Source organism: Flavobacterium psychrotrophum, from assembly GCF_003403075.1.
In the GTDB taxonomy this organism is placed as follows: domain Bacteria; phylum Bacteroidota; class Bacteroidia; order Flavobacteriales; family Flavobacteriaceae; genus Flavobacterium; species Flavobacterium psychrotrophum.
In genome coordinates this window covers 828,339-853,060 of the sequence record NZ_CP031557.1, presented here as the reverse complement: position 1 = coordinate 853,060, position 24,722 = coordinate 828,339, and the positions used below count along the sequence as shown (strand labels likewise).

Genomic DNA, 24,722 nt, shown 5'->3' with positions numbered 1-24,722 from the left:
ATTTTTAGTAGCGTAAAAATAACAGATGTGCCACAGCGAAAGTAATTATTGTTTTCAAAAACACTAATACGTTGTAGTAAATATCTAATAAAAAAAGCCGTAACAAAAAATGTCGCGGCCTTCAAACATATTTTTATGGCTAATAACAGCTATGCTTATTTTTTTCTGCTCTTTGGGATAGGCTTTTTTATTTCTGCAGGCTTGTTCTTAAATACGCTTCCCCTAAAATTTTCCAGTGGCTCCTTTTGTAAAAAACGTTCAACGTCTTCCCACGTGGCAGCCTTTACAGTCATAACTTCCCCAAATATTTCCATAGGCAGGTTAACCGACTCTATCCCGGTAAGGTCTTCGTTAAGGTAATCTTCCAGGTCTTCTACATTATAAAACCATTCTTTATCAAACTGCATTTTATGTACAGCAGCATCTTTGCGTACAATGGCTTCGGTTACTTTTTTCATAGGGTAAAAATAAAAACCAAAGATAAGGTTTTCTATAATTTTAATGGAACACGGATGACACGGATTGAGCGGATGACCGCGGATTTTTTCAGGGTATACTATTCCACTCTTGGATCAAGGACTCAACGACTCAAAATCAAATATAAAATGGAATTATAGGATTTAGTAGTCGGTTATATTTTGAACATTGCGCATCGCCCAATGAATTTTCCGGCGGTAACAAATCTGCCGTCATCCGCGATTGCGTAGCATCCGCGTTATCCGCGTTCCATTCTCTCCAAATAAACAAATGCAAAAAAGTTTGCCCATTAAAAAACACTTTCATACATTTGAGTTATGATTACTTCAACTACAGCAAACAAATTTTGGTGGTGGCACTTTCACACTTCAGTGACGGTTGCCTAAACACGCATATACTCTATATAACGTATACACGGCTTGTCACATTTGGCAAGCCGTTTTTTTATACCCAAATTTGAAATGAAAATATACACCCAAACATATAATTTTAACGCCGACCTTTACACTCCTGTTGGACTGTATCTTGGCCTGCGTCACCACTACCGAAAGCCCTGCCTGCTAGAGGGTAATGACTACCACTCCCGTGCTGACAGCACCTCATACATTGGTCTTAATCCATTGATAGAGATTAGCGTATATGCAGATAATATTGTCATTGAAGTTGCAGGTACACGCAGCACTCGGCCTGTAATAAACCGCAAGAAAGTTACCAACCAGATACAGCAAATTATTGCGGAATACAACTTTGAAAACCCGCAAAACCATAATGCTTTTTTAAGCTATTTTAGTTTTGAATATGCTCATTTTGAAGAACCGGTAACGGCTGCTAAAGAAGACTTGACCGGACTCCCGTTGGCACAGTTCATACTGTTTGAATACCTCATAGTACTCGATCATTTTCATGATACCGGACTGATTTTACGCAATTCTTTAACTGAAGAAACGCTGCCCGATACCGACTTTGAAGCACTACTACGCAGGCAGACTTTTACCTTGTTGCCTTTTGAGGTAAAAGGTGCAGAAACCTCTCCCCTAACCAATGATGATTTTCTTGATTTAGTAGGTAATGCGAAAAAACATATTTACAGGGGCGATGTATTTCAGCTTGTGGTATCACGGCCATTTATGCAGCCATTTTTTGGCGATGACTTTCAGGTGTACAGACAACTGCGAAGGCTAAACCCCTCCCCTTACCTGTTTTATGCCGATATGGAAAGTTACCGCATTATGGGCAGCAGCCCCGAAACCCAGATAAGCCTTAGTAATGGCACGGCCAGTATACACCCCATTGCAGGAACCGTACGTAAAACCGGTAATGCCGCGCAAGACATGCGCAATACCGAAGCCCTGATAAACGACGAAAAAGAGAATGCCGAACATACCATGCTGGTTGACCTTGCCCGTAACGACCTGAGCCGTTTTTGTACTGATGTACAGATAGCCAGTTACAAAGAAGTGCAGCATTTTTCGCATGTCATTCACTTAGTAAGTAAGGTAATCGGTCAGGTACAGAAAGATAATAACGCGCTGCCATTGTTCTCAGGAACCTTCCCGGCAGGAACGCTTTCAGGTACTCCCAAGCCCAATGCGCTGGAACTGATAAGCAGGTATGAAAGCACACCGCGCGGATATTACGGCGGTGCCATAGGCTTTCTAAGTACAGATGGAAACATGAACCTTGCCATCGTTATCCGCAGTATTTTCAGTAAAAATAACGAGTTGCATTACCGTGCCGGCGCCGGTATAGTACTGGATTCTGTACCCGAAAATGAATTGCAGGAAGTAAATAACAAACTCGGAGCCGTGCGCCGTGCTGTATCTGCCGCTGCTGCCCAAACTTTATAACATTACAACTTTAAGACTTTACAACTAAAATGAAAATAGGTATAATAGATAATTTCGACTCCTTTGTATACAACCTGGTGCGCTATGTGCGAGAAACAGATAATGTAGAGGTAATAGTGCAACGCAATAATGAAATAGATTATGATGAGCTTGACACCTGCGATGCCATACTGCTCTCTCCCGGCCCGGGTATACCCAGTGAGGCAGGCGAACTGCTGGAAGTAATACGCCGCTATTCCGGACAAAAAAAGATGCTGGGCGTATGCCTTGGGCACCAGGCCATAGCCGAGGTTTTTGGCGGAACCCTGGAGCAGTGCCCTGCCCCCGTACATGGTAAAGCTACCGATATGATCATATTAACCGATGACCCTTTATTTGAAGGCCTGCCCCAAACATTGCCCGTAGGCCGCTACCACAGCTGGAAGATTACGCCAAACGGCAGTCCGTTTCTGAAAATAACCGCCCAAACCGAAGACGGTATCGTAATGGCATTGCGCCACACGAGTCATCCTACAAGCGGCGTGCAATTTCACCCCGAATCGGTATTGACACCACAGGGAAGGACGATGATAGAGAACTGGATACGAGAGCCTTTTGTCGTTTTAAACGACACATTTTAAATTAGGCTATTTCGCAAAGGACCACTAAGAGCGCACTAAGAAACGCTAAGAATTTCCCTTTGTGAAACTTTGCTGATTAAGATAAATAAGAAATAAAAGCTTTGTGAAACTTAGTGCCTACTTTCTGAAACTTTGCGATACACAAAAATGAAACAAATACTCGAAAAAATAATATCCCGTGCACCCCTTAGTAAAGCCGAGGCGCGCCAGTGCATGCTAAGCATAGGCAATGGCGAGAGCAATGATTCGCAAACCGTTGCGATTATGACTGCCATACAAATGCGCGGACTGCAACTCGACGAGCTTATGGGCTTTCGGGAAGCATTACTGGAGCTTGCCCTGCCCATGAAGTTTGATGTGGGCAACAGCATTGATGTATGTGGTACCGGTGGCGATGGCAAGAACACGTTTAACATTTCTACCTGTACCGCTTTTGTACTGGCGAGCTTGGGTTACAAGGTGGTGAAACACGGTAATTATGGCGTGAGTTCGCTGTGCGGGTCAAGCAACGTGTTGGAATCGCTTGGCTATACCTTTACAAACAACCGCGACAGCCTGAAACAACAGCTTGACGATGCCAACATCTGCTTTATGCACGCGCCACTCTTTCACCCTGCGCTTAAGGCTGTGGCACCATTGCGCAAGGCTTTGGGCATCGCCACATTTTTTAATAGCATGGGGCCACTGGTTAACCCTGCCCACCCCACGCATCAGTTGACGGGAACGTACTCCCTCGAACTTGCCAAGCAATACCAGCACGCTCTGAAAGACGAGCGAAAAGAATTCACGATACTTCACGGCATGGATGGCTTTGACGAACTGACCTTTATTGGGGTAACCCGCATTTTAGGCCAGCAACGTGACGAACTTTTGGGCGGTAACCCGTTACAGCAAAGCATCACGCTAAGCGAAATATCAGGTGGCGATACCGTGGAGGCTTCGGCTAAAATATTGACTGACCTACTTTCAGGAAAAGGCACACAACAACAGAATATTGTATTGGCGGGCAACGTAGCATTGGCATTGCAGACTTTCAGCCCCGAAAAAACTTTTGAGCAGGCATTCGCCGAAGGCTACGAAGCAGTACTTTCAGGCAAGGCAATCTCTCATCTTAAAAAGATAACCGTATGAATGTATTAGACGAAATCATAGCAAACAAGCGCAAGGAAGTAGCACTGTTACAGCAATCTCACAGTATTGGCAGCTTCCGCGAAAGCGAAAATTTTAGTCGTGAAACCATTTCGCTAAAGCAGCATATTCTTGATGCGGGCTTTGGTATCATAGCCGAAATAAAGCGTAAATCGCCAAGTGGGGGGAAAATTAAAACCGATGTGAATATAGTGGAACAGGCTACATTCTACGAACAAAACGGCGCTTCAGGTATTTCTATTCTTACAGATAAAGACTATTTTGGAGGAAGCATTGACGATATTATCGAAGCCCGAAAAGCCGTTACGTTACCACTCCTTCGCAAGGAATTTATTATTAACGAAATACAATTGTATGAAGCCAGAGCTATAGGTGCCGATGCTGTACTGCTTATTGGTGCGGTTCTTCAGCCTGAGGAAGCGACCTATCTTACCAATGTTGCCCGTAACTTAGGCTTAGAGGTTTTGTATGAAGTTCACACGGCTGAGGAAGTCGGCTTTATTCCTGCCGAGGTAGACCTGATCGCCGTAAACAACCGCGACTTAAAGGCACAACAAACCAGTTTGCAGCATTCGTTTGACTTAGTGAAAATTTTACCGAAAAACGTACCGCTTATTTCGGCATCGGGAATTAAAACGCCAGAAGATATTGCAGCGGTTATGGCAGCAGGTTATGGCGGAACACTCATTGGCGAAAGCATTTTACGCGAGGGGCATCTGGCCGCATTGGTTAAAAGCACAAAATCATGATAATTAAGGTCTGCGGTTTGACAGCAAACGAAAGCAGCCAACTTGTAGCGGCATTGCCAGAGGTAAGCCATGTAGGTTTTATCTTTTTCCAAGGCTCTAAACGGTTTACCGATACTACTTTTCTTACATCCAAAAAAAAGGTAGGTGTTTTTGTAAATGCACCGCTGGATTATGTGAATGAGCAGATTGAAAAACATAGCCTTGATACGGTACAACTTCACGGCAGTGAATCGCCTGAATATATAAGGCAATTGCCGAAAGGGATCGAAATTATTAAGGTTTTTGGGATAGCCGATGCAAAAGATTTAGAAGCAACCGAAACCTATGAAACCCTGGCCGATTACTTTTTATTCGATACCAAAAGCGAGCAGCACGGCGGCACAGGCACGGCTTTTAACTGGCAGGTTTTGCAAGATTATAATGGAGATACTCCGTTTATTTTGAGTGGCGGCATAGGGCCTGATTCCGCTGAAGCATTGAAAAATTTTCCGCATCCAAAATTAGCGGGTTATGACCTTAACAGCCGTTTTGAAATTGAACCCAAAATAAAAGATGTGGCAAAACTTGCCAACTTCTTAAAAAATATTGAATTATGAACACATCTTATTTAGATACAGATAGCTTGGGCTTTTACGGTGAATTTGGTGGTGCGTATGTACCGGAATTGTTGCGCCCAAATGTTGAGGAACTCGACGCTGCCTTTAACAGCTACTGCTTTACCGAAGCCTTTGAAACCGAATATGCCAACCTGCTGCGCGACTTTGTAGGGCGACCTACTCCGCTGTATTATGCAGGTAGATTATCTGATAAATATGCTGCCCACATTTACCTGAAACGCGAAGACCTGTGCCATACCGGCGCGCATAAAGTGAATAATACTGTAGGCCAGATACTGCTTGCCAAGCACATGGGTAAAACCGATATTATTGCCGAAACCGGTGCAGGGCAGCATGGCGTAGCAACAGCTACCGTTTGCGCCCTCATGGGGCTGAACTGCATAGTGTACATGGGCGAAAAAGACATTGAACGCCAAGCACCTAACGTACAGCGCATGAAGATGCTTGGCGCAGAAGTGCGCCCTGCAACATCGGGTAGCAAGACACTTAAGGATGCTACTAACGAGGCCATTCGGCACTGGATAAACCACCCCGATTCGTACTACCTGATAGGCAGCGTGGTGGGGCCTGCTCCTTACCCTAAGATCGTGGCCTATTTCCAGTCGGTTATTTCTAAGGAAATTGAGAAACAACTGTTTGAGAAAACAGGCAAGTCTGCACCAGATAAGGTAGTGGCCTGTGTGGGCGGGGGCAGCAATGCCGCCGGGGCTTTTTACCAGTTTTACGATAATCCCGATGTTGAACTTATCGCTGTAGAGGCCGCCGGTCACGGTATAGATTCAGGCAAGTCGGCGGCAACGAGTGTATTGGGTACGCCGGGCGTTTTGCACGGCAGCCTAACATTGTTAATGCAGGATGCCGACGGGCAGGTAACCGAGCCGCACTCTATTTCGGCGGGGCTTGATTATCCGGGCATTGGGCCGTTACACGCGCATACCATTGCAACCGGGCGGGCAAAAGCCATACCTATTACCGATGACGAAGCCCTACAAAGTGCGCTCGAACTTTCGCAGCTTGAAGGCATAATACCGGCTTTAGAAAGTGCGCACGCGCTTTCGGCTCTGGCTAAAATTGAACTTAAAAAAAATGATGTAATCGTGGTAAACCTTAGTGGACGCGGCGATAAAGACATGAACACCTACATGGAAAAATTCCCCAACCTATGAACAATCCGTTTAAAAAAGATAAAAAGCAGGTCAGTATTTTTGTAACTGCCGGTTACCCGGAAATTGACAGCCTTGTACCACAATTGCTGCAACTACAGGAACTGGGCGTAGACTTTGCCGAGGTAGGCATCCCCTTTAGTGACCCAATGGCAGATGGCCCTGTGATACAGGAAACCAGTACCATTGCCCTGCAAAACGGCATGAAATTAGAACTTCTGCTGCAACAGCTTGAAGCCGCAAAAGATGAAATACACATTCCGTTAGTATTAATGGGTTACCTTAACCCTGTATTGCAATTTGGCCTTGATGCCTTTTTAAGCCGTTGCCAAAATCTGGGTATTGCCTCGCTGATACTTCCTGACCTTTCGCTGGAGCTATACCAAACTAAGTATAAGGCAGCATTTGAAAAGTATAGTGTTCCGGTTACGTTCCTTATTACACCCCTCACTACTGATGCCTGCGTAGAGCAAACCGCAAAGGCGTGCGCTAACAGCTTTGTGTACCTGGTAGGGCAAAACAGCATTACCGGGCAGGGATATGCCATTAGCGGCGCTCTGAGTACCCGTTACGCCGAACTAAAGCAGCTTTGCGGAGATACACCATTATTTATCGGCTTTGGCATTGACAGTAAAGCCAAAAAGGAAACTGCTTTTGAGAGTGTAGATGGTGTTATTGTAGGCACAGCTTATTTAAAGGCTGTAAAGGTTGGTGGAGAAAAGGAGTTTTTGAGGGGGGTGATGTAATATGAAATGCTGGTAACACGGATTTGGCAGATGACTCTCTTCACGCATCGTCATCGCGAGGTACGAAGCGATCTAAACAATTATGTTGGGGTTAATAGATTGCTACACTCCGCTGCGCTGCGTTCGCAATGACAATGCATGAAGAAATCATTTTAATAACATAGTACCTGAATCATTAAGGATAGATCGCTTCGTTCCTCGCGATGACAGCACGTGGTAAAAGCGTCTCAAGCGACATCCTTATTTCAGGGAATGAAGCTATCTTTCAGTATAAATTAGATTGCCGCGGTCGTTCCTCACCCACTGACAAAATGTGAAGAAAGAAACGATAAAAACAAAAACAGTCGCCCTGAGACAAATTCAGGGCGACTGTTTTTATATTGATATGTTGATGGGCAACAACACTAATCCGTCAACTTAAAGTTATATACAATAGTACCGGACTGCTTTTCTGCAGCACTGGGGTTACTGTCAAACTTAGTATTTCGTGCTGCTGCTTCAGCCTGGTCTGCCAGGCATCGCGCCGGGTTTGTAGTACCACGGGCACCTGCTGCTGCTGATATAACTTTACCGGACTGATCTACCGATATTGCAACTACGACTATGCCCTCTTCATTACACGTATATTTCGGGGCAGGCTTTGTAACTACCTTACGGCCGGCAAGTTTATAATTACCTACACCCGTACCATTACCTGAGCCGCTTCCGCCTCCAGATCCGCTACCGCTGCCCGGGCCTGTACCGGTACCATTACCACTGCCGTTTCCGCCACCGGTACCACCGCCGCTACCTCCGTCGCCATTATAGCTGCCTGAACTTATGCTTCCGTTGCTTTTACCTTTGTTTCCTGCCACGCCATCATCGCCATCGCCACCTTTGCTGTTGCCGTTTATCATGTTAGCAAGTGCATCATCAGTAGATTTAGATGGTCTAGGTGTTTTTACAGGTTCCGGCTTTGGCTTAACATCTTCCTTTTTAGGTTCTTTTTTTACCACAGGCTTGGTATTTACAACAGCAGGTGCATCATCAAGGTCGCTGGACACTATCTCGTCTTCCTGTGCTGCCGCCGCAGGCTTCCTTACAGCTTTTTGTTCCTGCACGTTAAGTACCTGGCTTGTAAAGTCGGACCCTGAGCCTACATCACTGTCGCCAAAGTTAACGGTTACACCGCCACCCCCGCCGCCGCCTTCAAGGTCAACAAGCTCATTTTTTGAGGTATATTTAGCAAAGAACAATACGCCTAACAGCAAAATAAATGCGGTTAGGGTACTGATCATTGACTTTTTTTCTTCTTCCGTTAATGGCGCCATATACTTATTTTGTTGTGGCAATAGAGAACTTAAGCTTGTTCCTTTGCCCTATCTGTAATATATCTACCATGTCCTGTACCTGTAGTTCTTTTGGCAGCCTCACGATTACCACATTATCTTTAGTGGTACCCAGTTTAGCCATCAGTTGCCCTTCGAGTTCTTCCAGCGCTACCTGCTGCTTGTCTATAAAATACTTTTTATCGGCCGTTACAGATACCGTTATGTGCGCTTTATCTGTAGTTTTAGTAGAATCTGCCTTAGGCAGGTTCAGGTCGATAACGTTAGGATTAGCCAGCGTAGATATGATAAGGAAGAACAACAGCAAAAAGAACATGATATCGCTCAGCGCACTGGCGGCGATCTCTGCATGAAAGCGTTTATTTCTTCTTACCCTCATTATTTCCCTACGGTTATTATGTTTACAAATTGTATTATCACACGCTGTATCCTAAGGGAAAAGCCGTCGATAACCATGTTAAAATAGTGGTAGCCTGAATAGGCCACAACACCCACGATAAGCCCTAATCCCGAACTGATCATTTTTTCGTAAAGACCACCCGAGATACTACCGATACTGATGTTCTCTGTAACCGAAATGGTATAAAATATCTTGATAACCCCCGAGATGGTACCAATGAACCCAAGGATAGGTGCTATACCGGCCACAAGACCCAGCCATCCCAGTTTTTTTTCCATCATGCCTATCTCTACGTTGGTTTGCTTTTCCATCATCCCTTCTATTTCGCTAAGCGGACGGCCTATAAGCGATATACCACTCTCAAGGATGTTACCCGTAGCGGTGCCATCTTTACTGGCTGATATCTGTGCTGCTTCAATTTTACCGGAAGTAAGCTGGTAACGCACTTCATTTATCAGTGCATCATTTTGCTTTGTAACCTTACCATAATAAAGCGCCCTTTCTATAATTACATATAGCGTAAAAAACAAAAGCAACAGGATGGGTACAACCATTACACCGCCTTTTAAAAGCAGCGAAAAGTAATTTACAGATTCTACTGCGGCTGCCGGTGCAGCAGCTGTACTATCAACAACAGCGGCAGGAATTGTATCCTGAAATAAAAAAATTAGGTTCATCATGTTACTTGTGCGTTTTTGTGTGAGTCTCCTCTAAAACTATGCCTTTTTTATAATTAATAACGAATATATGCATCTTTGCGTATGCAAATAAATAAAAAACCTGCTTAAGTTAATAAGCAGGTTTAAATATTTTTAACAAATAAAGTACTATTCCTTTACAGCAACTTCAACAGTTTCGTTGTGTCTTTTTACAATAGCTTCTTTATCTTCCTTAGATACAGTATCTACCAGTACCGGTGTAGCAATAAATAGTGAAGAATATGTACCCACTACAATACCCACAAGCATTGCGAAAATAAATCCGCGGATAGAGTCGCCACCAAAGATAAACATAAGGCCTAATACCAATACCATTGTTAATGATGTGTTGATAGTACGCGACATTGTTGTATTGATAGACGTGTTAACGATATCTTTAAAGCTACCTTTAGTTTCGCCGGCAAGGTATTCCCTTACCCTGTCAAATACAATTACGGTATCGTTCATTGAGTAACCAATTACGGTAAGGATCGCAGCGATAAAGTGCTGGTCCATTTCCATATGGAATGGCATATACTTGTAAAGTAGCGAGTAAAGACCCAGTACAAATATAACGTCATGCGCTACAGCGGCGATAGCACCAAGGCTATACTGCCACTTGCGGAAACTTACCATAAGGTAAATAAACACGATAGCCATAGAACCTAATACCGCCCAGTAAGAGTTAGTCTTAATATCGTCTGCTACAGTAGCACCTACTTTAGAAGCCTGAAGCACACCTACAGTCTTACCTTCGGCTGTGTTTACAAACGCATCATAACCAGGATCTTTACTGTAGTATTTTTTAAGGCTGTTATAAAGTTTTTCGTTTACGTCCCTATCTGCTGCTTCTGTATTTTCGTCTACTTTATATTTAGTAGTTATACGAAGCTGGCTTTCATTACCAAACACCTTAACGTCTACGTTGTCGTTAAATACTGACTCCGCGCTAAGTGTATTTTTAATTTCCTCTGTAGGAACCGCTTTTTCAAACTTCACCTGGAACGTACGTCCACCTGCAAAGTCAATACCTTCATCAAGGCCATTAACATAGAAAGACACACAGCTGATAACAACTACTGCAGATGAGAAGATATATGTAAATTTCTTAGCACCAAGGAAATTGAAATGGAAGTTAGTAAACCAGTTTTTAGAAAGTGGTGTTACAAACGAAAGCTCTTTACCTTTCTTTACATAATGGTCAAGGAACATCCTTGTTATGAAGATAGATGTAAACAGTGATGTAAATATACCTATTAGTAGTGTAGTTGCAAATCCTTTTACTGGACCTGTACCAAAGATAAGCAGTACTAGACCTGTAAGTACGTGTGTAACGTTAGCATCTGTAATAGATGACATTGCACCTCTCCAGCTGTATGATATCCTTACGGCCTCATCAAGCGACCTGCCGTGGCGAAGTTCTTCTTTAGCACGCTCATAAATGATAATGTTACTATCTACCGCAGTACCTATTGTAAGTACAATACCTGCAATACCAGGAAGTGTAAGTACAGCACCAAGGCTTGCAAGGAAACCAAACAAGAATAGAATGTTTACAAGAAGTGCTGCGTTAGCAAACCAACCTGCACGGCCGTAGTATACAACCATCCAAAGTGATACAAGTAATAGACCTGCAATAGATGAGTTAATACCGTTATCGATAGCCTCCTGACCCAGTGACGGACCTACAATTTCTGACTGAACAATCTCGGCAGCAGCAGGAAGCTGACCCGCCCTAAGAATGTTAGCTAAATCTTTTGTTTCAGTTACATCAAAAGTACCTGATATCTGAGAGTTACCACCAGAGATAGCCCCTGTAGTAACACCCGGTGCAGAGTATACAACATCATCAAGAACAATGGCAATAAAGCCCTGCTCGCGGTATGCCTTACCTGTAATCTCTTCCCATTTCTGAGCACCAGATGTGTTCATGGTCATAGAAACAGCTGGCTTACCAAACTGGTCAAATGTATCGCTGGCACCTGTAATAACGTTACCGCTAAGGCGTGCTACGTTTTCTTTATTTCCTTTAAGGGCATAAAGGTCTAACTGGCCTTTAGCTTTTTTAGTATCTTCTTTACCAAATACAAAGTTTGCAAAACGCGCTTCTGCAGGTAGCAGGCTGCGAACGTCCGGCCTGTTAAGGTATCCTCTTACAGCAGCAGTATCTTTTGTAGACACCACACCGATGATTGGACCACCCTGGCTGATCTGGATTTTATCAAGTAGCGGGTTATTACCTTTTACCGGAGAAGCAGAATCTTTGCCTCCAAGAAGATTATCAATAGAGTCTTTGCTTGCAACAGCAGTTTCTGCAACAGGCTTATCTGTTTTCTTGATGGTTTCGTTAGCAGCCATCAGGAAGTTTTGAAGGTCTGTAGCTTTAAAAGCTTCCCAGAACTCAAGCTGTGCAGTACTCTGAAGTAGTTTTTTTACACGGTCGATATCTTTAGCGCCCGGTAATTCTACCATGATACGGCCAGACTCACCCAGTCTCTGAATGTTTGGCTGTACTACACCAAATTTATCGATACGCTCAGCAAGTACGCCAAATGCACTATCAATAGATTTACTAACTTTACCTGTAATAACTTTTTGTACCTGGTCATCAGTCATTGTAGTGTTGATGTCGTTACCATTTATCTTATTGGTAAACACTTCAGGCGAAGCAAGCTTAAGGGTGCCGTTAGACTCTTCTTTAAAAGCAACAAAAAACGCATCAAGGTAACTCTGGTTACCCTGCCTCTCTTTAGTAGCCCTGTCTAATGCTTTGTTAAAAACAATGTTCTGGCTATTGTTAGCAAGGCTTTTAAGGATGTCCTTTACAGAGATCTCAAGCATTACGTTGATACCGCCTTCAAGGTCAAGCCCCTTATTGATTTGTTTGTTTCTTACTTCATCATATGTATATCCAAGATACACAACTGAATCCTTAAGAGAGTTAAGATAAGTAATCTCCTTATCTGAATCGCCTTTGGCAATAACCTTGGCATCATCCTCTATTCTTCCGGACACAAATGTGAAGGAAAGCTGGTAGATACATACCAACCCAAATAGGATTGCGAAAAATTTTACGAGTCCCTTATTCTGCATTATTACTAAAAATTAATTATTCCATTTTTTTAAAAACGAGCAAATATATAATTTAGACTCAGACTAACCAATTTATTTCTAAATTATATCATAAAAAAAAGACTGCCATAGGCAGTCTCCTGTATTTATTTACTAAACCGTTAGAGTACCTGCTGCAGGTCGGCGTTCATATTACGCACCGCATCGGCACTTTTGGCAAATTTTGCCTTTTCTTCATCGTTAAGTTGTATGTCTATAATTTCTTCCCATCCATTAGCACCTATAATGCACGGCACACCTATACATATATCATTTTGCCCATACTCCCCTTCAAGGTAAACAGAGCAGGCTATTATTTTCTTTTGATCATTTACAATACTATCTACAAGATATGCTACAGAAGCTCCAGGGGCATACCATGCCGATGTTCCTAACAAACCGGTAAGCGTAGCACCGCCCACCATAGTATCTGCGGCAACTTTATCAAGCACATCTGCACTTAAAAAGTTTGACACCGGCCCACCGTTATAAGAAGCAAGGCGTGTGAGCGGTATCATAGTAGTATCACCATGCCCGCCTATTACCATACCCTGTATGTCATTAATAGGCTTATCAAGCGCTTTAGAAAGGTAATATTTAAAACGAGAACTATCAAGCGCGCCGCCCATACCTATAATTCGGTTCTTTGGCAGCCCGGTAGCCTTAAGAGTAAGGTATGTCATGGTATCCATAGGGTTAGACACTACCACAATTATAGCATCAGGAGAGTATTTAAGCACATTCTCTGCAACACCTTTTACAATACCTGCATTTATCCCTATAAGCTCTTCGCGTGTCATGCCCGGCTTACGCGGCACACCGCTGGTTATAACCACCACATTACTGTTTGCAGTACGGCTATAGTCGCCGGTAACACCTACCACTTTTGTATTAAAACCCGTATTAGGGGCACATTGCATAATATCCATGGCTTTGCCTTCTGCAAAACCTTCTTTTATATCAAGAAGCACTACTTCACTTGCAATTCCCCTATAAGAAATTACATCTGCACAGGTAGCTCCTACATTGCCTGCACCAACAATTGTTACTTTCATAATGGTTAACGGTTATTAGTTTTTACTTAAATGAATACGTTAAAGATACATTAGTATTTACAAATTTCCCAAAAGCAACGATAGTTTGTACGTCAAAATTATCAATATTATACTTACAGGACATTTCTCCTATATAATTGGTACGTGTTTTATATATTTCCTCAAGTCTTTTGTTGAGTATTTTTTGTAGCGGGATTATCTGCTCTATGGTACCCGTTTCGCCCTTAACTTTATATTTTACATCGCTTACACTGGCAATAAAACTACCCATAAATTCAAGATCACCAAATTCCTGTGAGGCGCTTAACTGAAACTGCCAGGTATCTACCGTACCATTTATGGTATTTATGCCCAGCGTACCATAATCTGTCTTTACATTAAGAAAGTTGAATGAAACATCTTCTTTACCATAACCGGCAAGTACCGCAAGGTGTATTTTTTGGGCTTCAAGGCTTTTAATATACTGGCTAAAGTTATATTTAAGGCCAATACCATACACCTGGTAATCGCTTTTTTTAAGTTTTACTTTAGTAGAATACTTAAGCACCAGCTCTGTACCGAAGGGCAAGCCCACCGAAGCCTGAAGATAAGGATAGGCAACAGTATTCATATTCATCCCCTCAGGGCTCCTCAACCTTAAAGGACTGCCTCCAAGAGTACCGCTAAGATAAACACGGCTGTCATCGCCAAGAGCAGTAGGCACTGAGGCAGATGTACCCTGCTCAAGCTGAAAAAAACTAAAATCGGTATTTTTGATAACAAAATTACGGTCGCGGTACGGCGTAAAAAAAACATTGGTATGCAACCCGAAAGACACATCCCAAAGCTCTGTTTTTTTAGGCGAAGTAATCCACCCGGAAGCTGACTGGTAAATAGCCGCATCTGTAGCAGGCGTTACATATTGGTCAGAAAAAAATAGAGCATCGTCAATGAGATACCCTATTTGTTGTGCCACCTGGGCAACATCCGTTTGTGCACTAAGCCTGCCCGTACATAGCAGCAGGCTCGTGACACCCGTTATTTTTAAAACTGCCTTACGCATCAATTTTTGCGTATACGGCATTTTTCTCTATAAATTCTCTCCTTGGCGGAACCTCATCACCCATAAGCATTGAGAATATCCTGTCGGCCTCAGCAAGGCTATCTATATTAACCTGGCGCAGTGTGCGGTATTCCGGGTTAAGAGTGGTTTCCCAAAGTTGCTCGGCGTTCATCTCTCCAAGACCTTTATAACGCTGTATAGCAGTACCACCGCCAAGCCTTTCTGTAATCAGGTCGCGCTGGTTTTCTGTCCAGGCATACTCCTTTTTATTACCTTTCTTAACAAGGTAAAGTGGCGGAGTAGCAATATATACGTGTCCGTTTTCTATCAGCTCTTTCATAAAGCGGAAGAAGAACGTTAATATAAGCGTTGAGATGTGGCTACCGTCTACGTCGGCATCACACATAATAACAACTTTATGGTAGCGTAGTTTTTCAAGGTTCAGTGCCTTACTGTCTTCTGCGGTACCTATGGTTACACCCAGTGCTGTAAATATATTACGAATCTCTTCGTTCTCAAAAACCTTGTGGTGCATGGCTTTTTCTACGTTAAGGATTTTACCCCTCAGCGGAAGTATCGCCTGAAATGCCCTGTCGCGGCCCTGTTTTGCAGTACCACCTGCCGAGTCGCCCTCTACAAGAAATACTTCGCATTTTGCAGGATCCTGCTCAGAACAGTCAGAAAGCTTACCCGGAAGTCCGCCGCCACCCATTACGGTTTTGCGCTGCACCATTTCGCGGGCTTTTTTAGCCGCATGGCGCGCCTGTGCCGCAAGTATAACCTTTTGTACAATGGTACGGGCATCATTAGGGTTTTCTTCAAGGTAGTTTTCAAGCATTTCGCTCACTGCCTGGCTTACCGGTGCTACAACCTCGCGGTTACCCAGCTTGGTTTTAGTCTGGCCTTCAAACTGTGGCTCCTGTACTTTTACCGATATAATAGCGGTAAGCCCCTCACGGAAGTCATCGCCACTAATTTCAAACTTAAGCTTTTCAAGCAGGCCTGAGTTATCGGCATATTTTTTTAGGGTATTTGTAAGCCCCCTGCGGAAACCCGAAAGGTGCGTACCGCCCTCGTGTGTGTTAATATTATTTACATACGAAAAGATGTTCTCGCTGTAGCTGGTATTGTAAATAAGCGCAACCTCTACCGGCACTTCGCCTTTATCGCTCTCCATGCTTATAACATGGGCAATAATAGGCTCGCGGTTACCATCAAGAAATTTAACAAACTCCTTAAGGCCTTCCTGAGAATGGAAAGTTTCAGACAGGTACTCACCCTTATCGTCCTGTTCCCTTTTATCGGTAAGCGTTATGGTAATACCTTTGTTTAGGTACGAAAGCTCCCTCATACGTGCAGCAAGCGTATCATAAGAATACTCCAGGGTTTGTGTAAAAATAGTGCCATCCGGTTTAAAGGTTACCGTAGTACCCCTTTTGTCAGATTCGCCTACTTGTTTTACAGGATACATGGCTTTACCCTTCTCATATTCCTGCTCATAAACTTTTCCTTCACGGAAAACAGTAGCACGCAGGTTATCAGAAAGCGCGTTTACAACAGAAACACCAACACCATGAAGGCCACCGGAAACTTTGTAAGAATCTTTATCGAACTTACCACCGGCACCAATTTTGGTCATTACCACCTCAAGGGCACTAACACCTTCTTTTTTATGCATGTCGACCGGTATACCACGGCCGTTATCTTCTACGGTAACAGAATTATCTTCGTTAATGGCAACAGATATAGTATCACAATGCCCGGCAAGCGCCTCATCTATCGAGTTATCTACAACTTCATAAACAAGGTGGTGAAGACCGCGTGTACCCACATCGCCTATGTACATGGACGGACGCATCCTTACGTGCTCCATACCCTCTAATGCCTGGATACTGTCTGCCGAATAATTGTTTTTCTTTGCTTCTTCGCTCATAAATTTATATCCTTAAGAACTTTTTAAGTTTAACGAACAAATATAAGTAAACGCAAGGGATAATGCTAATTTAAAGCTTCTTTTAGCACCTTAGTTATTAACAATTTATTAAAACTTTCAATACACTAATTATTTTCTAATATTTTAGATAAGCTAATAAATCCTGCCCGAAATTAAACAAAAAAACGCCCCGCATGCAACGGGGGCGTCTCCACAAACAAACAAACTAAATTCCAAAAACCTGAAATTAAACTAATATTACAAACTATTAAATCCTTATACTTTTGCCTGGGCTATAGCCGTGTCGGCATTAACGTGGGCAGCATTGGCACGCCCGCTCGGATCGGTATTTGCCTGCCATTTTGGTATCCATTTCCTTACGGTTTGCGCAGCGCTTACCTGCGGAAAATGCTTATGGAACGCCCTTCTGTAAAAATAGGCTTCTTTAGTAGCCGGAGTGTTGTAAGGAAAAAGAGACGCTGCACTTTCCAGTTCTTCATCTGTAACCTGAGATGAGCAGTACTCTATCAGGGTATCTATCCAGTTGTACCCCACCCCGTCGCTAAACTGTTCTTTTTGCCTCCAAAGCACCTCATCCGGAAGATACGGTTGCTCCGGGGTATCAAAGGCTTTGCGCAATATGTATTTTTCTATATTGTTATATGTTTTAGGCTGCTTTTGTTCCGGCTTGATTTTAATAGCCAGCTCCAGAAACTTTTTATCAAGAAATGGTACGCGAGCCTCAAGGCCGTGTGCCATAGTGCTTTTATCTGCCCTTAGTAAATCTGCAGTGAAAAGTTTCTGAACCCTCTCAATGGTTTCCTTTTGGAAATCTTCTGCAGATGGTGCGTTGCGGAAATACAGGTAACCACCAAATATCTCATCGGCACCTTCGCCACTCAATACAACTTTAATGCCCATATCGGTAATTGCGTTGCTTAAAAAGTACATAGGTGTACTGGCACGGATAGATGTAACGTCATACGTTTCTAAATGCCAGATAAGCTTATCCAGTATCTCGATGCCCTGCTCTATGGTAAAGTGTATTTCGTGGTGCTCTGTTCCTAAAAATTCAGCTACTTTGCGTGCTGCAACAGCATCAGGAGCCATAGCATCAAGACCAATAGAGAACGAGTGCAGTTTCTTGCTGCCACCTGCCATAAGCCTTGCAGCGATAGATGATGTAAGCGAAGAATCAAGTCCGCCAGATAGCAGCACCCCGATAGGCACATCGCTCATCAGCCTTTTTTCTACCGCCTGGGTAAGCGTTTCGCGAATGGCAGCGTAGTCTACCGCTTCTACTGCTTTAGCGGCATCTTCCCATTCCGGCTTGTAGTATTTTACAAATCCAGTTTTAGGCGTGTAGTAGTGCCCCGGAGGGAATGTAGAGAACGACTGGCACTGGTCTGTAATCGACTTCATTTCGCTCGAAAAATACATCCTGCCCCTTTCATCTATGCCATAATATAATGGCTTAACGCCCAGCGGGTCGCGGCCGGCAATAAAATCGTCGCCATCAATTACTACAAACCCAAAAATACCATCGAGCATATGGCAAAAGTCATAACCAAACTCTTCATACAGGTGTACAATAACTTCAGAGTCTGACGTAGTGCGGAACGTGTGGCTTTTAAGAACGGTTTCGCGAAGCTGCCTATGGTTGTATATCTCACCATTGTGCACCATCCACGCAGCCGCAGAACCCTGAATAGGCTGCTTGCCGGTATTAAGGTCGATGATAGATAAACGCTCATGGCTCAGGATGTGGCCTTTTTCTGTTACATGCAAATCGCTTTCATCCGGCCCGCGGTGCGACATCCTTTTAGATAATTGTTTTACTAATGCTTCGTCTTTTCCTTTTCCTATAATTGCTAATATTCCGCACATACGTCTTGTCTGTTTAAGTTCAATGTTAAAAACCGTTATTTGGTTTATTTCAACAAGACAAAGTTGTGTTTTTAGTTTAAATTATAAAACAAAAAAGTTTATTGTGATTACAATTTAAAACTTAAAAAGGATGGATTATATAAATTTATAAGTAAACTGTGGATTTGTGAGAGGTTTATGTTATAATTGTAAAAAAGATATAATTTCATTGAGTCATACCGCAGAGATCCCCAAAGATACCCTGAGTTGCCCAAAGATTTTAACTTAATTGAGATTGCGCTTGCAGCACGCGAGTACTCAGAGTGATGTGGAATCAGTACGTCTAAAACTTTGTGTTCTCACACCGAAGGTGATGCTCTTTCTCTCTGGGAAACTCAGGGTATCTTTGGGAATCTCTGCGGTATAAAAAAGTTTTTATACATTTCTCTGAAAAAGCGGATGGTATAATTGAAAAAATTATTGACGCCAAAAAGCACCCTGACAGCTTTTTACGATATATCGTAAATTGTGTAGGTAGTACCATTCACCTCGAAAGTATCTCCTACAGCTTTGCCCAGCATTATACCCCCCAGTGGCGACTGTGGCGAAAGTGCAATGATACTTATACCCTCTACCGTTATTTTAGGTAGTGCAGCGCTTACAAACAAGTGAAAGGCGTTTGCCTTTACGAGACTGCCCAGCACTACCCTGTCGGTACCGGTATCAGGGTTAATTTTATCGAGGATGCCTTTTTGCTCCAGAAACTCGGCAATCTTATGGTTTAGTTTTTCCTGCTCAAGGTGCATCATTGATAACGCTGTTTCGTGCTTGTCGCCGGCAGACCCTTTGGCATCATTAGCTGCGCCATCTGTTAGTTCAGCAACCATATCCCGAAAGGCATCAAGCTTATCGTCTACCTGCTGTTTGTAGTAATTGAGTACTTTATGTTTTAAATCCATATTGTTTTATTTCGCAAAGAAACGCGAAGGAGGCACAAAGCTACACAAAGGTTTTACTCTTTGCGCATCTTTGTGCCTCCTTTGTGAAACTTTGTGGTATAGCTTTTAAAAATTAAACTTATACGTTGCTCCAAGCATAAACTGGAAACCCTGTACCGGGTAATACAGCCATTTCTGGTAGTTCTGCCCCGTTATGTTATTGAACTTAGCAAAAGCTGTAAGGCGTTCGTTATAGTGGTAGCCTACATTTGCATTTACGTCAAAGTAACTTTTAAGCGTAACAATTTGCTGGTCGTAAAATGCCTGGTCTACAGGATTTACTGTAAATATCCTGTCTTTCCTGTCGCCGGTAAAGAAGATGTTTGTTCCTGCAAACCATTTCTCGGTAATATCTACATCAAGGTTAGCACCTACTTTTATAGACGGAAGGTTCCATGCTTCAGACTGGTCTGTACTGTAATTAAAGTATGTACCGTTGATACCAAAACGCACGGTGTTAGAAAAATCGGCCTTTAATTCACCAAAGAAGCTTATTGTTTTCAGGTTGTCGTAAACAGTACCAAATGAGTTACCATATTGGTACCCCTGTCTCTCTGTAGCATCTGTTGCAATACCTTCCATATTATTTGCCGCAAAAAATGCTTTGTCATCTTCTGCCATGTAAGAGCCACGCAGGTTATAACTTACCGCGCTTGCCAGTTTGCCCTTTAAACCAACATAAATATCATATTGCTGGCTGGTAGGAGTTACACCCAGCGTAGGCGATACAAATGGGTTTTGGCTTACAAAATCAGCATACGAGTTTTGCTTCAGTGTACCTTCTGCACCGGCATAAGCCACCATAAGGTCGGCTACCAGTTTGTAAGATGCCTTTATTTGTGGATAGATGTAGAGCTTGTTATCGCTGTTGTTATTCTGTTTGCCCATACTGTAGAACAAACCTGCACCAAACTGCACCGATGCTTCTTTTCCCTGAAACACAATACTAGGCTGTATACCCAGGTTAAAGTTGCTATAGCTTAAGGCATCTGTAGTAAAATAGTTACGGTTAAAATCTCCGCCTACATAATCTGCCACAACACCTACTTTTACTTTAGTATCAGAAATATCCACATCAAAAGATGGTGTTATGAAAAAGCGGTTCTCAGCCGAATCAAATCCATCCCAAAAACGCTTGTACTGCGCCTCTACTTCATGAAAAAAACTATCTCTTGTAGAGAACTTTCCACCTACATAAAGCGTATTATACGTTTGCTTTTCATCAATACCCGCAAGTACACTTTCGTCAAACGATGGGTAATCCATCCCATACCAGTTATACGCCTGGCGCTGGTAGCCCAGGTCAGTACTCCAGGTGTACTCCTTTTGGCGATTGCCATAAGTAAGGTCAAGGCCGGTAGTACTGTAAAAGTCATCCAGTTTTACGTCTTTAATTCCTCCCTGAGATGAAAGGTGTTTTAGCAAAGCACCCACATACTGTGTATCATCAAGGTTATGGGTAACAAACACCTCGGCATTAACCGTACCATAGTTGCCAAGGCCAAGTGTAGCATAGTTGGCAAAATATTTTTCGCGGGCTTCTTTATCTACCGTGGCGGCTTTTCCCTTAGCGGGAGAAAACGTAGAAGCCACCGGATAGGAAAAGATGTTATATTTTATCTCTTCTTTTTTTGTATCCTGTTCCTCCTCTATTACCGGGGTTTCTTTTACTTTAAAAGCATCAGATATCGTTGGCGTATATGGTTTTACCACGTTTACCACCTCAGTACCTATGTTTTCGTCTTTCTTTTGGGCAACTGCCTGCTGTATGCCGGCAAATGCTATTAACAGGGCTATCTTATATGTTGTCTTCATGGCGTGCTGTATTAGTTCTGGATGGATGAATTGCGCTGGGCTTCCTGCCCTTTGATCGTGTTAAGCTCGGTTTGTGCTTCCTGCACCACATCCGGATAGGCGGTAAAATTCTTGATAACGCTTTCCAGTATGTATGTAGCCTGGAAGCTGTCTTTTAGCCCATAAAAATTCTTAGCCATTACAATAAGGCCTTTTGCCCCAAAATATTTATAGCCGCTGTAATCCTTACTAAGTTTCTGGACTACCTTATTACTGTCTTCAAACTTGCCGTCTTTGTTTTTAAAGTAGGCATCATAGTATAATGCTTCTGCTGCAAGTTCGCCGTTTGCTATGGTAAGCAGTTTTGCATAAGCCGTACGGGCTTTAGCCTCGTCATTCGACTTAATGGCAGAACGGGCAACGATTATCTGTGCATCGCTTTTTACACGGTCTTCTGTCTTAGTGTTTGCCAGTACCTTATCGGCATATACTACTGCATTTGCATAATCTGCAGTATCATAATAACACTTCATCAGGTTGCTTTGCGCAAAGGTTACGTTTTGAGGGAAATCTGCCTCTGCTTCCAGTCTCTTAAGCACCGGTGTGGCCTTGGCACAATTGTTTGCCTTTAAGTGTATCTGCGAAAGCCTTGCCAGCGCCTGCTCTGTAAACTCACTGCGCGATTTGGCAATTACAAATTCATAATGTGGTATGGCATTGCTCTCAAGCCCATCAGCATAATAGGATTGCGCCAGGTAAAAGTTAGCCTTTAGTGCCGAAATACCATTGGGGAATTTAGCCACATAGCCACTTAACGCAGTAATAGCCTGCTTGGTATTATTCTGAAGGTATTGCTTTTCGGCAGCCTCAAAAGCGGTATTATCAAGGTCGGCATCACTAATATCTACAAAGTCGAGTGTTTTAACCCATGCAGCATACTCATCTGTACGGCCGTTGTCTACATAAATACTTCGCGCTGTTTGCACTGCCTCTACACTTTCGGGCGTATTAGGGAATTTTGCAACTACCTCTTTAAACTTAGCTAATGCTTTATCATCCTGCTCAGCGTTGTAATAAATCAGCGCTTCACGCATCAGGGCTTTGCTTACATAACTGCTGGTTTTATATTCAGCAATCAGCCTGTCATAGGCTTTTATAGCATTTGCAGTCTGCTTTTCTGTAACATAGGTATTACCCAGTTCATACAAAGCATCATCTGCATATTTCGACTTAGGGTATTTAGCCACAAAGCTGGTAAGGTCTTCTATCTTTTTTTCGTTACGCGCTACAAAACCATAGCTCAGCGCTTTTTGGAATAAGGCATAATCGCCGTCGATGCCGTTCATTTCGATAGCCTTGTTATAGGCTTCCATTGCAGGCCAGTACTTGCCCGATACAAACTGGCTGTCGCCCAGGCGCAGGTAAGCATCATTAATGCGCACCTTATCATCTTTAGGACCTGCTACAAAATCGCCAAAGTATTTAGCCGCCTGGTCATACTCCTTTAATTTGAAGTATGTATACGCCAGATTATAATTGATGTTCTTATACTCCGGTGTGGTCTTGGCCTGGCTAAAGCCAATGAACTGCTTAAAGCTGATAAGTGCCTCGTTAAACGAATCTAAGCCATACTGGGTTTCTCCCTGCCAAAAAGTAGCACGGGCCGTAATGCGCGGGTCGCGCTGCTCAGCTATCGACTTTTTAAACAAAGCAAGTGCCTCCTGATATTTACCATCGGTATAAAGTTCCATACCACGGTAAAAAGTTACCTTTTGGTAGGCCACACGGTTCTCCGGCGTTTTATTTTTTTCTAAAAGCGTAAGTGCTTCGGTATAGTTTTTAGATGTAATGTATGAGTCGATCAACAACCCCTGTATCTCAGCCTTAAATGGCGATGAAGGATACTCTGTAATAAAATCGCTCAGTACCTGAGGTACGCTCTGGTACGGGTTGCCTATCTCATAGCTTAGCTTGGCATAGTTAAGGCTGGCATCCTCTTGTATTTTTGGCTCAAACGTCATTTCACTGGCATTCTTAAACGCATTAAGCGCCTGCTGCTTCTGCCCGCTTTTAAGGTAGCTTTCGCCCAGATGGTAATAAGCATTTTGCGCGATGGCATCGTTACCGCCTACAATTTTGTTAAACTCGGTAATGGCATTGGCATAATCACCCTGCTTGTAGTAAGCATAGCCCAACTGATAAAAGTCGGTATTGTTCCACTTGCCTTTATTGCCCCTATAGTTTTTAAGATGCGGAATTGCCTTATCATACTGCTTGAGGTTAAAGTAGCTCTCCCCTATTATCTTAGAAAGTTCACTTTTTTCGTTAGCATCGCTTTTAGGCAGCTGCGGCACACCCAGGTCTATTGCCTTCTGGAAGTTGCCTTCTTTAAAAGCCATATCTGCCTGAAAGTACGACATCTTTTCGCTGTACTTCTGTTTGTCTTCTACCTGTTCAAAATAAGCATTGGCTTTTTTATAGTCATCACCTTCATAAGCCAAAAAGCCAAGATAATATTTGGCCTGCGAGCCATATTTTTTAGAATCCTTTACTTTTTGCAGGTACTTGTCGGCTTCTTTTTTATCGCCGTTTGTAAAATAGCTGTATCCTTTCTGAAAGTTGTAACGCTCCCTGTCGGTCTCGCCCAGGTTGCTTTCGTCTACCTTATCATAATATTCAAGCGCCTGTTTGTAGCTGCCACGTGCAAAATATACCCCGGCCATATCTACATACGCCTGGTTTTGGCGCGGACTTACCGGATAGTCTGCTACAAAGTCTTCCATCAGCACATCGGCATTCTTCTGGTTAAGCTTTACGGCGCACTCAGCTATGTAAAAAGCGCAGTCTGCCTGCACATCCATATCAGTATTATCCGTTTTGGTCTTTTCAAAAAGAATTTGTGCGGCCTGGTATTGCTTATCGTTATAAAGCGTCACGGCCTTATCATAATCTTTTAGCTGGTGGGTATAAATTGTAGATTGCTGTGCCGAAAGGCTTAATCCCGCAAAAGGTACGGAAAGCAGCATTAGCCTGTTTAGTCTGCGCATGTGTGTTTTTGTTTTAGGTAAGCCAAATATACCAATTCTTACATAAACTAACGGAAGGGCATTACTTTTTAGTATAGTGGTT

General features: G+C 43.1%; 19 protein-coding genes. 7 read left to right on the top strand and 12 right to left on the bottom strand.

Annotated elements, in window-relative coordinates:
• Positions 1-155 precede the first annotated feature (155 nt).
• Positions 156-458 (bottom strand): hypothetical protein, encoded by a 303-nt coding sequence (locus tag DYH63_RS03685; RefSeq protein ID WP_116787521.1) that lies wholly within the window; start codon positions 456-458, stop codon positions 156-158.
• A gap of 480 nt (positions 459-938) precedes the next feature.
• On the opposite strand from DYH63_RS03685, the gene DYH63_RS03675 reads away from it, so the two are divergent.
• The 7 genes from DYH63_RS03675 to trpA all read left to right on the top strand — a co-directional run bounded on the left by DYH63_RS03675 (position 939) and on the right by trpA (position 7,368).
• Positions 939-2,324, top strand: coding sequence for an anthranilate synthase component I family protein (locus DYH63_RS03675; protein WP_116787519.1), 1,386 nt, complete (start codon positions 939-941; stop codon positions 2,322-2,324).
• 29 nt (positions 2,325-2,353) lie between these two features.
• Positions 2,354-2,944, top strand: a complete 591-nt coding sequence (locus DYH63_RS03670) for an anthranilate synthase component II (protein WP_116787518.1) — start codon at positions 2,354-2,356, stop codon at positions 2,942-2,944.
• Between the two features lie 147 nt (positions 2,945-3,091).
• Positions 3,092-4,075: an anthranilate phosphoribosyltransferase gene (gene trpD / locus DYH63_RS03665; RefSeq protein ID WP_116787517.1), complete on the top strand. Its 984-nt coding sequence runs from the start codon at positions 3,092-3,094 to the stop codon at positions 4,073-4,075.
• Entirely contained in the window at positions 4,072-4,842 is a 771-nt protein-coding gene (locus tag DYH63_RS03660; protein WP_116787516.1) for an indole-3-glycerol phosphate synthase TrpC, read from the top strand. The genes trpD and DYH63_RS03660 overlap by 4 nt, the downstream gene beginning before the upstream one ends.
• A 17-nt stretch (positions 4,843-4,859) precedes the next feature.
• Positions 4,860-5,438, top strand: a complete 579-nt coding sequence (locus DYH63_RS03655) for a phosphoribosylanthranilate isomerase (protein WP_205528277.1) — start codon at positions 4,860-4,862, stop codon at positions 5,436-5,438.
• The gene (gene trpB, locus DYH63_RS03650) at positions 5,435-6,625 is read left to right on the top strand and encodes a tryptophan synthase subunit beta (RefSeq protein ID WP_116787514.1); all 1,191 of its coding nucleotides are present in this window, start codon (positions 5,435-5,437) and stop codon (positions 6,623-6,625) included. Before DYH63_RS03655 ends, trpB begins: the two co-directional genes overlap by 4 nt.
• Positions 6,622-7,368 carry a tryptophan synthase subunit alpha gene (gene trpA, locus DYH63_RS03645; protein ID WP_116787513.1) on the top strand — a complete coding sequence of 249 codons (747 nt, stop codon included), beginning with the start codon at positions 6,622-6,624 and terminating at the stop codon, positions 7,366-7,368. The genes trpB and trpA overlap by 4 nt, the downstream gene beginning before the upstream one ends.
• A gap of 404 nt (positions 7,369-7,772) precedes the next feature.
• Here trpA and DYH63_RS03640 read toward each other — a convergent pair whose 3' ends face one another.
• The 11 genes from DYH63_RS03640 to DYH63_RS03590 all read right to left on the bottom strand — a co-directional run bounded on the left by DYH63_RS03640 (position 7,773) and on the right by DYH63_RS03590 (position 24,640).
• Positions 7,773-8,678 (bottom strand): energy transducer TonB family protein, encoded by a 906-nt coding sequence (locus DYH63_RS03640; protein WP_116787512.1) that lies wholly within the window; start codon positions 8,676-8,678, stop codon positions 7,773-7,775.
• A 4-nt stretch (positions 8,679-8,682) separates the two neighbouring features.
• Entirely contained in the window at positions 8,683-9,075 is a 393-nt protein-coding gene (locus DYH63_RS03635; protein ID WP_116787511.1) for an ExbD/TolR family protein, read from the bottom strand.
• A complete protein-coding gene (locus DYH63_RS03630; RefSeq protein ID WP_116787510.1) occupies positions 9,075-9,776 on the bottom strand; it encodes a MotA/TolQ/ExbB proton channel family protein in 702 nt (233 codons plus the stop codon). Before DYH63_RS03630 ends, DYH63_RS03635 begins: the two co-directional genes overlap by 1 nt.
• A 147-nt stretch (positions 9,777-9,923) precedes the next feature.
• The gene (gene secDF / locus DYH63_RS03625; RefSeq protein WP_116787509.1) at positions 9,924-12,887 is read right to left on the bottom strand and encodes a protein translocase subunit SecDF; all 2,964 of its coding nucleotides are present in this window, start codon (positions 12,885-12,887) and stop codon (positions 9,924-9,926) included.
• 140 nt (positions 12,888-13,027) lie between these two features.
• A complete protein-coding gene (locus DYH63_RS03620) occupies positions 13,028-13,960 on the bottom strand; it encodes a malate dehydrogenase (protein WP_116787508.1) in 933 nt (310 codons plus the stop codon).
• Positions 13,961-13,982: 22 nt separating this feature from the next.
• Positions 13,983-15,002, bottom strand: a complete 1,020-nt coding sequence (locus tag DYH63_RS03615; RefSeq protein ID WP_116787507.1) for a DUF6588 family protein — start codon at positions 15,000-15,002, stop codon at positions 13,983-13,985.
• Entirely contained in the window at positions 14,995-16,935 is a 1,941-nt protein-coding gene (gyrB, locus tag DYH63_RS03610) for a DNA topoisomerase (ATP-hydrolyzing) subunit B (RefSeq protein WP_116787506.1), read from the bottom strand. Before gyrB ends, DYH63_RS03615 begins: the two co-directional genes overlap by 8 nt.
• 276 nt (positions 16,936-17,211) lie before the next feature.
• Positions 17,212-18,822: an asparagine synthase B gene (gene asnB, locus DYH63_RS03605; protein WP_116787505.1), complete on the bottom strand. Its 1,611-nt coding sequence runs from the start codon at positions 18,820-18,822 to the stop codon at positions 17,212-17,214.
• A gap of 488 nt (positions 18,823-19,310) precedes the next feature.
• The gene (locus tag DYH63_RS03600) at positions 19,311-19,760 is read right to left on the bottom strand and encodes a GreA/GreB family elongation factor (RefSeq protein ID WP_116787504.1); all 450 of its coding nucleotides are present in this window, start codon (positions 19,758-19,760) and stop codon (positions 19,311-19,313) included.
• A 105-nt stretch (positions 19,761-19,865) separates the two neighbouring features.
• Positions 19,866-21,614 carry a TonB-dependent receptor gene (locus DYH63_RS03595; RefSeq protein ID WP_116787503.1) on the bottom strand — a complete coding sequence of 583 codons (1,749 nt, stop codon included), beginning with the start codon at positions 21,612-21,614 and terminating at the stop codon, positions 19,866-19,868.
• A gap of 11 nt (positions 21,615-21,625) precedes the next feature.
• The gene (locus tag DYH63_RS03590; protein ID WP_116787502.1) at positions 21,626-24,640 is read right to left on the bottom strand and encodes a tetratricopeptide repeat protein; all 3,015 of its coding nucleotides are present in this window, start codon (positions 24,638-24,640) and stop codon (positions 21,626-21,628) included.
• Between the last annotated feature and the right edge of the window lie 82 nt (positions 24,641-24,722).

What these genes read in the sequence shown, in the direction of transcription:
- DYH63_RS03630 (WP_116787510.1), bottom strand. Translation starts at nt 9,776, where the DNA reads ATGATGAACCTAATTTTTTTATTTCAGGATACAATTCCTGCCGCTGTT.
- DYH63_RS03620 (WP_116787508.1), bottom strand. Translation starts at nt 13,960, where the DNA reads ATGAAAGTAACAATTGTTGGTGCAGGCAATGTAGGAGCTACCTGTGCA.
- DYH63_RS03615 (WP_116787507.1), bottom strand. Translation starts at nt 15,002, where the DNA reads ATGCGTAAGGCAGTTTTAAAAATAACGGGTGTCACGAGCCTGCTGCTA.
- DYH63_RS03685 (WP_116787521.1), bottom strand. Translation starts at nt 458, where the DNA reads ATGAAAAAAGTAACCGAAGCCATTGTACGCAAAGATGCTGCTGTACAT.
- DYH63_RS03590 (WP_116787502.1), bottom strand. Translation starts at nt 24,640, where the DNA reads ATGCGCAGACTAAACAGGCTAATGCTGCTTTCCGTACCTTTTGCGGGA.
- DYH63_RS03675 (WP_116787519.1), top strand. Translation starts at nt 939, where the DNA reads ATGAAAATATACACCCAAACATATAATTTTAACGCCGACCTTTACACT.
- asnB (WP_116787505.1), bottom strand. Translation starts at nt 18,822, where the DNA reads ATGTGCGGAATATTAGCAATTATAGGAAAAGGAAAAGACGAAGCATTA.
- DYH63_RS03670 (WP_116787518.1), top strand. Translation starts at nt 2,354, where the DNA reads ATGAAAATAGGTATAATAGATAATTTCGACTCCTTTGTATACAACCTG.
- DYH63_RS03640 (WP_116787512.1), bottom strand. Translation starts at nt 8,678, where the DNA reads ATGGCGCCATTAACGGAAGAAGAAAAAAAGTCAATGATCAGTACCCTA.
- DYH63_RS03595 (WP_116787503.1), bottom strand. Translation starts at nt 21,614, where the DNA reads ATGAAGACAACATATAAGATAGCCCTGTTAATAGCATTTGCCGGCATA.
- trpD (WP_116787517.1), top strand. Translation starts at nt 3,092, where the DNA reads ATGAAACAAATACTCGAAAAAATAATATCCCGTGCACCCCTTAGTAAA.
- gyrB (WP_116787506.1), bottom strand. Translation starts at nt 16,935, where the DNA reads ATGAGCGAAGAAGCAAAGAAAAACAATTATTCGGCAGACAGTATCCAG.
- secDF (WP_116787509.1), bottom strand. Translation starts at nt 12,887, where the DNA reads ATGCAGAATAAGGGACTCGTAAAATTTTTCGCAATCCTATTTGGGTTG.
- DYH63_RS03660 (WP_116787516.1), top strand. Translation starts at nt 4,072, where the DNA reads ATGAATGTATTAGACGAAATCATAGCAAACAAGCGCAAGGAAGTAGCA.
- DYH63_RS03635 (WP_116787511.1), bottom strand. Translation starts at nt 9,075, where the DNA reads ATGAGGGTAAGAAGAAATAAACGCTTTCATGCAGAGATCGCCGCCAGT.
- trpA (WP_116787513.1), top strand. Translation starts at nt 6,622, where the DNA reads ATGAACAATCCGTTTAAAAAAGATAAAAAGCAGGTCAGTATTTTTGTA.
- trpB (WP_116787514.1), top strand. Translation starts at nt 5,435, where the DNA reads ATGAACACATCTTATTTAGATACAGATAGCTTGGGCTTTTACGGTGAA.
- DYH63_RS03600 (WP_116787504.1), bottom strand. Translation starts at nt 19,760, where the DNA reads ATGGATTTAAAACATAAAGTACTCAATTACTACAAACAGCAGGTAGAC.